Source organism: Micromonospora salmantinae (genome assembly GCF_022230905.1).
In the GTDB taxonomy this organism is placed as follows: Bacteria; Actinomycetota; Actinomycetes; order Mycobacteriales; family Micromonosporaceae; genus Micromonospora; species Micromonospora salmantinae.
This window is the reverse complement of the sequence record NZ_JAKKFG010000031.1, coordinates 1-13,034: the sequence shown is the minus strand read 5'-3', so window position 1 is coordinate 13,034 and position 13,034 is coordinate 1. Positions and strand designations below refer to the sequence as shown.

General features: G+C 72.6%; 12 protein-coding genes. 8 read left to right on the top strand and 4 right to left on the bottom strand.

Annotated elements, in window-relative coordinates; all coding sequences use genetic code 11:
- Positions 1 to 100 precede the first annotated feature (100 nt).
- The 4 genes from PSH03_RS22005 (at position 101) to PSH03_RS21990 (ending at position 4,412) form a co-directional block, all read left to right on the top strand.
- Complete coding sequence (locus tag PSH03_RS22005) at positions 101 to 733, top strand: septal ring lytic transglycosylase RlpA family protein (RefSeq protein ID WP_238690278.1); 633 nt, start codon at positions 101 to 103, stop codon at positions 731 to 733.
- A gap of 104 nt (positions 734 to 837) precedes the next feature.
- On the top strand, positions 838 to 1,962 hold the full coding sequence (locus tag PSH03_RS22000) for a PP2C family protein-serine/threonine phosphatase (protein ID WP_210783105.1): 1,125 nt from the start codon (positions 838 to 840) through the stop codon (positions 1,960 to 1,962).
- A gap of 128 nt (positions 1,963 to 2,090) precedes the next feature.
- Complete coding sequence (locus tag PSH03_RS21995; protein WP_210783031.1) at positions 2,091 to 3,947, top strand: acyl-CoA dehydrogenase; 1,857 nt, start codon at positions 2,091 to 2,093, stop codon at positions 3,945 to 3,947.
- A 195-nt stretch (positions 3,948 to 4,142) separates the two neighbouring features.
- Positions 4,143 to 4,412, top strand: coding sequence for a DUF6458 family protein (locus PSH03_RS21990; protein ID WP_030487564.1), 270 nt, complete (start codon positions 4,143 to 4,145; stop codon positions 4,410 to 4,412).
- 49 nt (positions 4,413 to 4,461) lie between these two features.
- On the opposite strand, the gene PSH03_RS21985 is transcribed toward PSH03_RS21990, so the two are convergent.
- On the bottom strand, positions 4,462 to 5,001 hold the full coding sequence (locus PSH03_RS21985; RefSeq protein WP_238690277.1) for a SixA phosphatase family protein: 540 nt from the start codon (positions 4,999 to 5,001) through the stop codon (positions 4,462 to 4,464).
- Between the two features lie 112 nt (positions 5,002 to 5,113).
- On the opposite strand from PSH03_RS21985, the gene PSH03_RS21980 reads away from it, so the two are divergent.
- Complete coding sequence (locus PSH03_RS21980) at positions 5,114 to 5,401, top strand: DUF6458 family protein (protein WP_210783027.1); 288 nt, start codon at positions 5,114 to 5,116, stop codon at positions 5,399 to 5,401.
- A 117-nt stretch (positions 5,402 to 5,518) separates the two neighbouring features.
- Here PSH03_RS21980 and trhA read toward each other — a convergent pair whose 3' ends face one another.
- The gene (gene trhA, locus PSH03_RS21975) at positions 5,519 to 6,196 is read right to left on the bottom strand and encodes a PAQR family membrane homeostasis protein TrhA (RefSeq protein WP_210783025.1); all 678 of its coding nucleotides are present in this window, start codon (positions 6,194 to 6,196) and stop codon (positions 5,519 to 5,521) included.
- A gap of 107 nt (positions 6,197 to 6,303) precedes the next feature.
- On the opposite strand from trhA, the gene PSH03_RS21970 reads away from it, so the two are divergent.
- From PSH03_RS21970 to PSH03_RS21960, 3 genes are read left to right on the top strand one after another with little or no spacing between them, the layout of a single operon-like run.
- Positions 6,304 to 7,035: a 5-oxoprolinase subunit B family protein gene (locus tag PSH03_RS21970; protein ID WP_238690276.1), complete on the top strand. Its 732-nt coding sequence runs from the start codon at positions 6,304 to 6,306 to the stop codon at positions 7,033 to 7,035.
- Complete coding sequence (locus tag PSH03_RS21965; RefSeq protein WP_372494834.1) at positions 6,933 to 7,895, top strand: 5-oxoprolinase subunit C family protein; 963 nt, start codon at positions 6,933 to 6,935, stop codon at positions 7,893 to 7,895. The genes PSH03_RS21970 and PSH03_RS21965 overlap by 103 nt, the downstream gene beginning before the upstream one ends.
- Positions 7,879 to 8,628 (top strand): LamB/YcsF family protein, encoded by a 750-nt coding sequence (locus PSH03_RS21960; RefSeq protein WP_091396260.1) that lies wholly within the window; start codon positions 7,879 to 7,881, stop codon positions 8,626 to 8,628. Before PSH03_RS21965 ends, PSH03_RS21960 begins: the two co-directional genes overlap by 17 nt.
- A 31-nt stretch (positions 8,629 to 8,659) precedes the next feature.
- Here PSH03_RS21960 and PSH03_RS21955 read toward each other — a convergent pair whose 3' ends face one another.
- A complete protein-coding gene (locus PSH03_RS21955; protein WP_210783019.1) occupies positions 8,660 to 10,492 on the bottom strand; it encodes an NHL domain-containing thioredoxin family protein in 1,833 nt (610 codons plus the stop codon).
- A 118-nt stretch (positions 10,493 to 10,610) separates the two neighbouring features.
- Positions 10,611 to 13,034 (bottom strand): LppU/SCO3897 family protein (locus PSH03_RS21950; RefSeq protein ID WP_238690274.1); only part of this gene is annotated, 2,424 nt, incomplete at its 5' end.

Sequence of the window (13,034 nt, the reverse complement as noted above, 5' to 3'; positions counted from 1 at the left end):
GTGCAAATGCGGGCATAACATCATGATCACGTTGACTTCGGAAGTGCTTCTCTCGTTACGGTCCGACCCGGTTTGTTCAGACGACGAAAGGACCGGGCCGGTGGCAGGCAAGCACTCTCGTACCCGCATCTTCTCCTCGCCGGCGGGCATCGTGGCCACCGCGGCGGTCGGCGTCGCCCTCGCCGTCGGAGGCACTGTAGGTGCCGTGCAGTTGGTCTCCGGCCCCGACCAGTCGGGGCCGGTAGCTCTCGACCTCACCCCGACCACCGCCGCGAGCAGCCTCACCCCCAGCGCTCCGGCCGCCACCCCGAGCGTCAGCGCCTCGCCCAGCGTGACCGCCAGCCCGTCGGCGACCCGCTCGCAGCAGGCCGCCTCCCGAGGCAAGGAGCGCACCGTGTCGCCGAAGCCGAAGCCGACCGTCAAGAAGACCACGGCCGCGGCGAAGGTGCTGGACAGCGGTTCGTGCGGTGCCTCGTTCTACTCCGACGGGCAGCTCACCGCCAATGGCGAGTCGTTCAACCCCGACGCGCTGACCGCCGCGCACAAGACACTGCCGTTCAACACCAAGGTGCGGGTGACCAACCCGGCCAACGGCAAGTCGGTGACGGTACGGATCAACGACCGCGGCCCGTTCATCGACGGCCGCTGCCTGGACCTCTCCCGGGCCGCCTTCGCCAGCATCGCCTCGGTCGACGTGGGCGCGCTCACCGTCCGCTACGAGGTCCTCGGCTGAGCGGGACCGGCGACGCCGATTCGGCCGGCCGACTGGGCCGGCCGGACAGAACCTCCTCGGACGAGGGGTCAGGTTCATTCACCGGTTCACGTGGATCAGGCAAACTGTCCCTCGTACCCACGCGACTCCTCCAGTCGGGCCGTCGCCCGCTGAGCCCCGGATCCCGCGCCGGCCTCGGCGCGGCCCTCGCTCTGCTCGCGATCGTGTCGGCGGTGGAGGCGGCGGACGGCCGCAAGGTGCACTACGTCGCGCTCCTGGCGGCCGCGCCGGTCCTCGCCGCCGCCCTGGCGTCCTGGGTGGTGGTTCTGGGGGTGGGCGTCGCGGCGACGGTGATCGGCGCCGGCTTCGCGCTGGTCGCGCCGAAGGTCTCGTTGGTCACCTCGGTCAACGTTGTCGCGGTCGCGCTCGCCACCGGGATGGCCGTGGCGGTGGCGTGGGTTCGCCAGCGGCAGGCCGAGCGGATCGTCGAGCTGACCAAGCTCGCCGCGGTGGCCCAACAGGCGGTGTTGCGCCCGCTCGGGCCGCAGGTCGGCACGCTCTCGGTAGCGGGGCGCTACATCTCCTCCACCGCGACGGCCGAGATCGGCGGTGACCTGTACGAGGCGATCGACACGCCGTACGGCGTCCGCATGATCATCGGTGACGTGCGGGGCAAGGGTCTGGACGCGGTCCGGCTGGCCAGCATCGTCCTCGGTTCCTACCGGCACGTTGCGTACGAGCGGGCCGACCTGCGGGCCGTCGTCGCCGACCTGGACCGCGCGGTGGCCCGCAACGTCGGCGACGAGGACTTCGTCACGGCGGCACTGGTCGAGGAGCGTGGCGGCACCCTCACGATCGTCAACTGCGGGCATCCGCCACCGCTGCTGCTACGCCGGGGTGCGGTGATCCCGCTGGAACCGCCGGCCCCGGCGCCTCCGCTCGGGTTCATGCCGGTGGTCCGCCCCCGGGTCGAACGGCTGGAGCCCGGGGACCGGCTGCTGCTGTTCACCGACGGTCTCGGCGAGGCGCGGCGGGACGGCGAGTTCTTCCCGACCGCCGACCGGGCCTGGCGACTGCTCGGCCATGGCACTGTCGCCGACGGGCTGGCATCGCTGGAGACCGCCCTGGTCGAGTGGGTGCACGGTCGACTCGACGACGACATCGCGCTGGTCCTGATGGAGTACGTGGGCGCCCGTACCGGCGCGGCCGTCGCCGTCCCGAGCTGGGAGGTCGGCGCCGCCGAGAGCTGAGCGGCCGACCGCGTCCGCAGGTGTGTAATCGCCGTCACTTGGCTGATCCGCTTGTCGCTGCCTACCCGCGAGTAATACAGTCGGGGTTACTGATCGGTAACACCTGTCCGGAAGCGGGGCCAGCGAGCATGACCCACTACAAGAGCAACCTCCGGGATCTCGAGTTCAACCTGTTCGAGGTCTTCGGGGCGGACCGGGCGTTCGGCCAGGAGCCGTACTCGGATCTCGACACCGACACCGCCCGCAGCTTCCTCGCTGAGGTCGACCGCCTCGCCCGCGAGGATCTGGCCGCCAGCTACACGGACAGTGACCGCAATCCGCCGGTCTTCGACCCGGCGACGCACACCGCGCCGCTGCCGGAGTCGTTCAAGAAGTCCTACCAGGCATTCATGGAATCCGAGTTCTGGCGCCTGGACCTGCCGCCGGCGCTGGGCGGCACCAACGCGCCGCGCGCTCTCTGGTGGGCGCTCGCCGAGCTGGTGCTCGGCGCGAACGCGCCGGTCTGGATGTACGCCTCCGGCCCGTCCTTCGCGCACGTGCTGCACGTCGAGGGCAACGAGCGGCAGAAGAAGTGGGCCAGGCTCTTCATCGACAAGCAGTGGGGCTCCACGATGGTGCTCACCGAGCCGGATGCCGGCTCGGACGTTGGCGCGGGACGCACCCGGGCGATCCAGCAGCCCGACGGCACCTGGCACATCGAGGGTGTGAAGCGCTTCATCACCTCGGGTGAGCACGACCTGAGCGACAACATCGTGCACTACGTGCTGGCGCGCCCGGTCGGCGTGGAGGGTGTCGGTGGCCCCGGCACCAAGGGCCTGTCGCTCTTCGTGGTGCCGAAGTTCCACTTCGACGAGACCACCGGCGAGTTGGGCGAGCGCAACGGCGTCTACGCCACAAACGTCGAGCACAAGATGGGCCTGAAGGTCTCCAACACCTGCGAGGTGACCTTCGGCGAGCACGGCGTACCGGCCAAGGGCTGGCTGCTGGGCGACAAGCACGACGGCATCCGGCAGATGTTCATGATCATCGAGTACGCCCGGATGATGGTCGGCACCAAGGCCATCGCCACCCTCTCCACCGGTTACCTCAACGCCCTCGAGTACGCGAAGAACCGGGTGCAGGGCGCCGACCTGATCCAGCAGGCGGACAAGACCGCCCCCCGGGTCACGATCACCCACCACCCGGACGTGCGCCGCTCGCTGCTGCTGCAGAAGTCGTACGCCGAGGGTCTTCGCGCTCTGGTCCTCTACACCGCCACCTGGCAGGACAAGGTCGCGCTGGCCGAGGCTGCCGGCGACGAGAAGGCCACCAAGCTGGCCAAGCGGGTCAACGACCTGCTGCTGCCGCTGGTCAAGGGCGTCGGTTCGGAGCGGGCGTACGAGATGCTCGGGCACGAGGCCCTGCAGACCTTCGGCGGCTCCGGGTTCCTCCAGGACTACCCGCTGGAGCAGTACGTCCGCGACGCCAAGATCGACACCCTGTACGAGGGCACCACCGCCATCCAGAGCCTCGACCTGATCTTCCGCAAGATCGTTCGGGACAACGGCAAGGCCCTGCTCGCGGTCTCCGGCGAGATCCAGGAGTTCATCTCCTCCGAGGCGGGCAACGGCCAGCTCAAGGAGGAGCGGCAGGCGCTCGGCAAGGCGCTGGCCGAGATCCAGAACATCCTCGGCGTGCTGACCGGCTGGCTGGGCGAGGCGCAGGGCGGCGACACCCGCGCGCTCTACAAGGTCGGGCTGAGCAGCCGACGGTTCCTGCTGGCGATCGGCGACCTGGTGGTCGGCTGGCTGCTCCAGCGGCAGGCCGACGTGGCGCTGAAGGCGCTGGCCGGCGAGGTCTCCGCCAGCGACAAGGCGTTCTACACCGGCAAGGTGGCTGCCGCCCGCTTCTTCGCCCGTGAGGTGCTTCCCCGCATCGGCGCCGACCGGCGGATCATCGAGGGTGCCGACCTCGACATCATGGACCTCCCGGAGGAGGCCTTCTAGGTCCTGTGCTGGGTCGCACCACCCGGCACTTGCCACGGCCGGTGGGGCTTCTGCCCCGCCGGCCGTCGCCGTCTCCGCCCGACGGCGGCACGTATTGGCCGAGCCCGGTCGGGTATGCCGCTGGCGTGGCGGGTAACCGTCGCGTGACCTCGAAAGGGAACGCCCAGAGCCACCGCACGGGGGAGTGCAGCGCACATGGGTGTAGGAAGCGGCATTTTTCTCATCGCGATCGGCGCGATCCTGACCTTCGCGCTGAGAGCCAACGTCTGGTGGATCGACGTACGCGCGGTCGGCTGGGTGTTCATCCTGGCCGGGCTGGCCGTACTGCTGACCACTGTCTGGTTCTGGCAGGACCGGCGCAAGAGGGCTCGAACCCTCATCGTGGAGGAGAACCGGCTGTCTCATCCGACGGCGATGATGCCGCCACCGCCGGACCCGCCGCCACCAACCGCACCGCCGTCCTGATCCCCGCACAACACGTACCCCTGAGCCACCCGTCGGATCGGCGGGTGGCTCAGTCGCGTGCGGTGTGCCGAGCCGTGAGCGGCGCTCCCGCCCTGCTCAACTCCGACCAGCCGAGCGGGCAGCGGTGCACCGCAAGCTCGGCCGTGCGCAAACCCTCGTCGTCCACTCCCTCGGGGTCGAGGAGCGCGGAGAGCAGCGAGATGCCCGGATTGTGGGCAATGAGCAGCGCTGTGCGGGCCGCCGGATCCACAGTGCGGACCAGCGACAACAACTCCTCGGGGTGCGCGTCGTACGCACCCGGCTCATAACGGACGGTCGGGCGAGGACCGGTCGGGCCACCCTCCGGTGGTGAACCGGTCATCCCCATCGCCACCCCGTGCCAGGTCTGCCGGGTGCGTCGGGCCGTCGAGCAGATCACCACGTCGGGCAGCAGCCCCTGGTGCGCCAACCAGGCCCCAGCCGCAGCCGCGTCGGCGGTTCCACGTGCGCTCAGCGGCCGCTCCGCGTCGTCCGCCGCGTCGCTGCCCTGCTCGGCCTTCGCGTGCCGCAGCAACACCAGAGTCCGTGTGTCGGGGTCGGCGTCCGTCATGCCCCCAGCTTGCCCGATTGGCGATCTCTGCGCCTGGGTAAGTCGATGGATGCCGCACCCCTACCGACGGCCGCGGCGCGACGTACGCCAGGTTAGAGCCGAGGAGCGAGACATGGGCATTGGTGGCAGCATCTTCTTGATCGCATTAGGCGCGATCTTCGCGTTCGCAGTGGAGGCCGACCTGGGCTGGCTGGACCTGGCCGTGGTCGGCTGGGTACTGATGCTCGCCGGCGTCGCCGGCCTGCTCGCCACCCTCTACTTCTGGAACAGCCGCCGTCGCCCGGTGGTGGCGGCGCCGGTTCGCGAGGAGCGCGTGGTGGCCGACCGGGTCGTGCCGGTCCAGGACAACCAGGTCATGCAGGAGTACCGCGAGGTGCGTCGGCCGGGCCGACCGGTCTGATCCTCGCCCACACACTCCGGGGTCCCGCAGCGTCGCGGGGCCCCGGCTCGCGTCTGCGCCGGGACCGCCGGCCCCCACTACCCTTGCGGTGCGGGCCCGGTCCCGAAGTCGGTCGGGTCAGGCGAACAGCGCGAAGTAGATCGCGATGTGGTGACAGAGCGCCGCCAGCAGTGTGCAGGCGTGGAAGAACTCATGGTGGCCGAAGACGGTCGGCCACGGATTGGGTCGGCGCAACGCGTAGAAGACCGCGCCGATGCTGTAGATCGCGCCGCCGACGATCAGCAGCACCAGCGCGGCGACGCCGCCCCCGTGCAGGATCTCCGGCAGCATGGCCACCGCCACCCAGCCCAGCGCCAGGTAGAGCGGCGCGGACACCCAGCGCGGCGCGTGCGGCCAGACCACCTTGACCGCCACGCCGGCCAGCGCGCCGCCCCAGACCAGGGCCAGCATCACTGTGGCCGGCCGGGGCGCGAGCAGCATCGCGCAGAGCGGTGTGTACGTGCCGGCGATGAACACGAAGATCATCGAGTGGTCCATCCGGCGCATCACCTGGTAGCCGCGCTCTGACCACACGCGACGGTGGTACAGCGCGCTCGTGCCGAAGAGCCCGCAGACCGTCAGGCTGTAGATGAGGCAGCTCACCAGGGGTGCCCACCCCGGCCGGGTGGCGGCGATCGAGCAGAGCACGATGCCGCAGACCACGGCGACGAAGAAGGCGTACGTGTGTAGCCAGCCGCGCATCCGGGGCTTACCGATGTCGACCGGCTTCAGGCGAAGCGGGGCGGAGGTGGTCACCCAATCAGGTTACGGCACCGTAGGTTACTTGTAAGTAGTGGCGTTGGTGACACCCGGCACCGTCAACGTGAACACCGAATCGGCACGACATCGGCGAGGATGAGCGGATGCGGATCCGACAGGTCGGGGCGCACGCCCTGCTACTCGACTGCACCGCCCCCGCCGACACCCCCGAACACGTGGCCGACATCCCCGAGGCCGCGTTTGTCGAAGCGTGGCGGGCCGAGCTGTGGCGGCGTCGGGAGCGGGGTGACCTGATCGCCGTGGAGATCGTGCCGGCGGCCCGGACCGTGCTGCTCGACGGCCTGCCCGACCCGACCACCACGGCCGATCAGCTGACCCGATGGGCGTCCGCCGTCACCGCCGCGATCACCCGCCCCAACCAGGCCCACGCCCACGCCAAAGGCCACGCCGACGCCCAGGACCACAACGCCACAGCCGGAGACGCAGCCGACGGCGCGGCGGACGTGGTCGTACCGGTCACCTTCGACGGGCCGGACCTGCCGGCGGTGGCGGAACACTGGGGCGTGGACGTGTCGGCAGTGCGGCACCGGTTGACCAGCACCCGGTTCCGGGTCGCCTTCTGCGGCTTCGCCCCCGGATTCCCCTACCTGACCGGGCTGCCCGCCGAGCTGGCGCTGCCCCGGCTGGCCACGCCCCGTCCCCGGGTGCCGGCCGGCTCGGTCGCGTTGGCCGGCCCGTACGCCGGCATCTACCCGGGCGCTTCCCCGGGCGGCTGGCAGCTGGTCGGTCGGACCGACCTGGTGCTGTTCGACGTGGCCGCCGACCCGCCGGCCCGACTCGGTCCGGGCACCACGGTCCGGATGGTGGCGGCGTGACCCACCCGGCCACCATCGAGGTGCTCCGCGCCGGTGCGCTCACCACAGTGCAGGACCTGGGCCGGCCGGGTTGGGCGCACCTGGGCGTACCCCGGTCCGGTGCTCTCGATCCGGGTGCCCTGCGGTTGGCCAACCGACTGGTCGGCAATCCGGAGCACGCGGCCGGCCTGGAGATCACCCTGACCGGCTGCACCCTGCGGCTGACCCGGGCGGCGACGGTGGCGGTCACCGGCGCCGAGGTCCCCGTCCAGGCGGGTGCCCGACCCGGTGACACGGGACGCCCGCTCACCGTGCCGGCGGGGACGGTGCTGCGGATCGGTCCCGCCCGGCGGGGCGTACGGAGTTGGTTGGCGGTGGCGGGCGGCATCGACGTGTCACCGGTGCTCGGTAGCCGGGCCACCGACACCCTCTCCGGGCTCGGCCCGCCCCCGCTACGGGACGGTGACCTGCTGCCGCTCGGTGATCCGGTCGGCACCCCCGCACCGGTGGACCTGACCGTGTGCCCCACGCCGCCTGAGGAGCTGCACCTGACGCTGGGCGCCGGTCCTCGCGAGGACTGGTTCACGCCGACAGCGTTCGACCGGCTCTTCGGCAGCGCGTACACCATCAGCCCGGTGAGCAACCGGGTCGGCGCGCGGCTCGCCGGCGCGGCGCTGCCCCGCGCGGTGGCCGGCGAACTGCCCAGCGAGGGCATCGTGCTCGGCGCGGTGCAGGTACCGGCGGACGGACAACCCCTGATCTTCCTCGCGGACCATCCGACCACCGGTGGATACCCAGTCATCGGGGTGGTCACCGACGTGACCCCGCTCGCGCAGGCCCGGCCAGGTACTACCGTCAGATTCCATGGACCTCAACGCTGACCTGGGCGAGGGATTCGGCATCTGGCGACTCGGCGACGACGAGGCGCTGCTGAGCCTCGTCACCTCCGCCAACGTCGCCTGCGGCTTCCACGGCGGCGACCCGTCCACCATGCGGCGGGTCTGCGAGGGTGCCGCGCGCCGCGGGGTCGCGGTGGGCGCGCAGGTCGGCTACCGGGACCTGGCCGGCTTCGGCCGGCGGCACATCGCGTACGACTTCGCCGAGCTACGCGACGAGGTGACCTACCAGTTGGGGGCGCTGGACGCGTTCTGCCGGTTGTTCCGCACCCGGGTCCGCTACCTCAAGCCGCACGGCGCGCTCTACCACGCGGCCAGCACCGACGAGTCCCAGGCGGCGGCGGTGGTCGCCGCCGTCAGCGGTTACGACCCCGAGCTGCCCGTACTCTGCCTTCCCGGCTCGACGCTCGCCCAACTCGCCGTGGGCGCGGGCCTGCCGGTGGTTGCCGAGGCGTTCGCCGACCGCGCCTACCTGCCCAACGGGGCGCTGGTGCCGCGCGGCACCCCCGGCGCGGTGATCACCGACCCCGAGCAGGTAGCCGAACGGGCGGCGCGGATGGCCACCGAACGCAGCGTGGTGGCGGTCGACGGCACAGTCATCCCGTGCTCGGTCGACTCGATCTGCGTGCACGGCGACACCCCCGGCGCGGTGTCCGCCGCCGAACTCGTCCGCGCCACCCTGATCGACGCCGACATCACACTGGCCCCGTTCGCGTGATCGGAGGGGCCGGCGGGCCCCTCCGATCGCGTCAGGCGTCCAGGCCGCGAAGCACCAGCGGCAGCCGGGTCACGGCACCGTCGACCACCCGGACCGGTACGCCCCAGTCCTGCCGGGTCAGGTGGCACGCCGCGTGCTCGACGTCCGCGTCACAGGTCGCCGCCTGCGCGGTCACCTGAAGCACCCCTGCGGTGACCTCGCCGTTGAGCACCAGCCGGCGGGACAGTTCGGTGCCCGTGCCGGCACCGTCCACCAGCAGCTCCGGCGGGGACGCGGAGACCACCAGCCGGGTCGACGGCCCGTACGTCTCGTCCAGCTTCTGCCCCGGCGCCGGGGTGAAGACGATGTCCAGGGTGACCTCGCCGGCCGCGACGTCGGTCGGCTTGCGCTCGGTGCGGTGCCGAGGCCCGTCCACGGTGCTGGCACCCGCCGCCGACAGGGCGCCGGGGGCGAGCCGGGTCAACCGGTGCGCGGCGGACTCCACCACCAGCACCTCACCGGACGGGGTGAGCACCAGGTCGCTCGGCTCCGCCAACCCGTCCGCGACGGTGGAGACCTGGTTGCTGGCCGGGTCGAAGCGGCGCACCGCACCGTTGTACGTGTCCGCGATCAGCACCGAGCCGTCCGGCAGGGCGCACACGCCCAGCGGGTGCTGCAGCAGCGCAGTCTCCGCCGGACCGTCCACGTGCCCGAAGTCGAACAGACCCTGCCCGACGGCGGTGCCCAGCACACCGTTCTCGACGTACCGGACGGCGCTGGACTCGCTGTCGGCCACCCAGAGTCGGGTGCCGTCGGCGGAGGTGGAGAGCCCCGACGGCTGGGCCATCCACGCCTCGGCCAGCGGGCCGTCGCGCAACGCCTCCACAGTGGTGCCGGCGTACATGCCGGCGGTCCGCTTGATCGGGTCGAACCACCAGAGCTGGTGGATGCCGGCCATCGCGATGATCAGCTTGTCGTCGTACCAGGCCAGGTCCCACGGGGAGGAGAGGTCGACGGCGAACGCGTCGTGGGCGTGGTCGTCGACCTCGGCGCGCCACTGCCGCCCACTGCCGGCCACTGTGACCACCTCGCCGGACTCCAGCCGTACGCCGCGCAGCAGGTGGTTGACCGTGTCGGCCACCACCAGGTCGTAGCCGGCCACCTCGGCGACGTGCGTGGGCAGCAGACACACCCCCTGCGGCTCGGAGAACGTCGCCGCGGCGGCCGGCCCGTCCGCCCGGCCGCGCTCGCCCGAGCCGATCCGACGCACCGGCGTCTCGCCGTCCGGGTCGATCTCGACCAGGGAGTGCCGGGCCGAGTCCGAGACCAGCAGGTTGCCGTTGGGCAGCAGCACCGCCTTACCCGGGAAGCGCAGCGCGGTCTCCGGTGCCGGCGGCGGGACGTACGGGCCGGTCCCCCGGTGCAGGGTGCCCTTGGCCTCGTGGGTGGCGATCAACTCGTCGATCAGTCGGGCCAGCCCCTCGGCATGCCCCTCGCCGGCCATGGTGGCCACCACGTAACCCTCGGGGTCGATCACCGACAGGGTCGGCCAGGCCCGGGCCGCGTACTGCTGCCACATGTCCAGCTCAGGGTCGTCGAGTACGGGGTGGTGCACCCCGTACCGCTCCACGGCGGCGGCGAGCGCGTCGGCGTCCTTCTCATGCTCGAACTTCGGCGAGTGCACGCCGATCACGACGAGCACGTCGCCGTACTTCTCCTCCAGCGGGCGCAGCTCGTCGAGGACGTGCAGGCAGTTGATGCAGCAGAACGTCCAAAAATCCGCGATTACGATCTTGCCGCGCAGGTCGGCGAGCTTGAGGTCGCGTCCACCGGTGTTCAGCCAGCCCCGACCGCGCAGTTCGGGAGCCCGTACTCGTGCGCTCATGCACCCATCGTGCCTGACCATCGGCCCGCGTCCGGCCGGAGGGGGCGAGATTCCGGTACCACCTGCGGGTACGACGACGGCGGGGTCATGGTTACCCGTGACCCCGCCGTCGGTGCAGCTACTTCGTGGCCGGCTTCAGGCAGAGCACCCGGTTGGTGCCCTCACCCGGCAGCACCACGTGGGGCTGTGTCGTGTCGGTGCACTTCTCCTTGGCGTCCACCTTCGAGACGATCGTGAACGCGCCCGCCTCGCCGCAGTCCGCCGCCGAGGCGCCGCCCTGCCCGGACTGCTTGACGCAGGTACCGACTGCCGGGTCGAAGGACGGCGTGTCGTTCCCGCCGACCTTGCCGAGCAGCAGCAGCAGGCCGAGCGGCACCGCCAGGATGAGCATCGCGGCGATCAGCACCGCGGCCAGCACCCGGCCGTTGCGCACCTTCGGCGTCGGTGGCTCCACCTTCGGCTCGTCGGCGTCCGGCTTGAACGAGTCGAACCGGCCCTGGTCCGCCTGGCCGGCCTCCTGGCCCCAGGACGGCGCGGGCTGCGGCGGTGGCGGGAACGACGGGAAGCCGCCGCCCGGCGCCGGTTCGGTCGCCGGCCCACCGAAGCCCGGCGCGCCGGTGCCCGGGCCACCGAAGTTCGGCGCACCGAAGGTCGCCGCCCCGTTCACAGTGGCAGCACCGGCGGCAGGCGACCCGGGGCCGCCGAACTGGTCCGCCGGCGGCTCGGCACCGGAGTGCGGGCGGGTGCCGTTCACCGGCCTGTTGTTGCCCGGGGCGTCGACGAAGGACGGCACACCCGGCGGGAACGCCGGCGGCGCAGCCGGCGCCTCGTTGAACGCGTTCGGTGCGGGCTGCCGGTCGTCGAAGCGCGGATCGGCCGGGGACTCGCCGCCCCAGCCAGGCCCAGCCTGCCGCTGCGCGTCGTGCTGCCAGTCGGGTGGGGACTGCTGCCGCTGCGCGTCGTTCTGCCAGTCGGGAGCGATCTGTCGCTGCCCCTCGTGCTGCCAGTCGGGCGTGGCCTGCCGTGGCGCGTCGTTCTGCCACTCCGGAGCACCCTGGCGGTCCGCGCCCGAGTCGCCCTGGAACGCCTCCGGCTCCGGCTCGGCCTCCGGCTCCGGTCGCGCCGGACGGCCGTACACCCGGGGTTGCGGGTTGGCCGTGCCGGTCGGTCGGATGGCCTGGTCGGTCGGCGGCATCACCCGGCTGGCCAGCGGCACCGAAGCGCTCGCCGTGGCCCGGGCCGCTGCGCCGGCTGCCGACTCGGCGTCCGACACCGGTACGACCGCGCGGCCCGCTCCGGACTCCGGAGAGGTACGCGGGGCGGGCACCACCGCGCCGCTCGCGGAGACGTCCTCGGGGCGGCCACCGTACTGCGCGGCGGCGTCCGGGGTTTCCCGCTCGGCGTAGGCGGGCTGCTCGGGGATCGGAGCGAACTGTGCCTGGGGCGCGTAATCGGCCGGCGGGGCGGCAGCCAGGCTGGCACCCGGGACGCGCTGCTCCTGCGGGGGCAGCGGCACCGCGTTCGCCGGCGAGATGCCCGGCGCGGGCCCGGGCTGGTAGGCCGGTGCCTCGTCGCCCCGGTCCGCCTCCCAGCCTCCACGGGACTGGGCGGAAGCCTCGGCCTCCGCGCGACCCCACACCTCACCGGGGGCCCACGGCTCGACCTCCGACACGCCGCCGGAGTTGCCCTGGGTGGCGTTGTCCGGGCCGGCGGCCCAGTTGGGCGCGCCGCCGCTGGTGGGCACGCTGGCGCTGGCCCGGGCGGGGAGGTTGCTCGGCTCCGCCTGGGTCCACCCTGCCTGCTCCGGCCGCTCGGTCGGCTGCTCCGGTTGGGAGAGCACCCAGTCGGGCTGCTGCGGACGGCCCTCGGCCTCGCCCCAGGCGGCCGGCTGCGCGGGCTGATCCTGCCGCGCGTCGTTGCCGTCGTTCCACACTGCGGGCTGCGCCTGCGCCTGCGCCTGCTGCTGCTGCGCGGCCCACCCGCCGGAGTTGGCCGGATCGTCCTGCGCGGGCCAGTTCGTCGGCGGGGCCGGGACCTGGGCGGCGCCACGGGCCGGGCTCGGCTGGGCGGCCTGACCCCAGCCGGGGGCGGGCTGCTCGGTCGCTTCGGCGGGCTGGCTCCAGGTCGGTGGCGACTGCTCCGCCGGCGTCCACACCGGTTGGTCGTCGCGGGCGGCACCGGCGGCGGGCCAGCCGCCGTTGCCGGTGGCCTGGTCCTGCTGGGCCCCGCCGGACCAGCCGGCGGCCTGCGGCGCGTCGGATTGCGGAGATTCGGTCGCTCGCCAGTCAGCCGCGGGCGGGCTGCCCTGCGCCGCGCCGCCCCAGCCGCTGGCCGGGTCCTCCTGGGCGGGCCAGGCGGCGGTGGCCGGGGGAACCTGCGCGGCGCCCCGTGCGGCTGGCTGGGCCTGCGCCCAGTCCGGCTGCTCGGCGGGGGCGTTCGGGGTCCAGGTCGGTGCGGGTGCGCTCTGCTCGGCGGGCGTCCAGCCCTGCTGCTGCGCGGCCCAGGGGTCGGGCTGTGCCGGAGCCGGCGCGCCGTCGTTGCC

Coding starts and splice junctions, on each gene's coding strand:
- PSH03_RS21985 (WP_238690277.1), bottom strand. CDS start 5,001: ATGACGGACGCCGACCCCGACACACGGACTCTGGTGTTGCTGCGGCAC.
- PSH03_RS21960 (WP_091396260.1), top strand. CDS start 7,879: ATGGACCTCAACGCTGACCTGGGCGAGGGATTCGGCATCTGGCGACTC.
- PSH03_RS21980 (WP_210783027.1), top strand. CDS start 5,114: ATGGGCATTGGTGGCAGCATCTTCTTGATCGCATTAGGCGCGATCTTC.
- PSH03_RS21995 (WP_210783031.1), top strand. CDS start 2,091: ATGACCCACTACAAGAGCAACCTCCGGGATCTCGAGTTCAACCTGTTC.
- PSH03_RS21970 (WP_238690276.1), top strand. CDS start 6,304: ATGCGGATCCGACAGGTCGGGGCGCACGCCCTGCTACTCGACTGCACC.
- PSH03_RS21955 (WP_210783019.1), bottom strand. CDS start 10,492: ATGAGCGCACGAGTACGGGCTCCCGAACTGCGCGGTCGGGGCTGGCTG.
- PSH03_RS21990 (WP_030487564.1), top strand. CDS start 4,143: ATGGGTGTAGGAAGCGGCATTTTTCTCATCGCGATCGGCGCGATCCTG.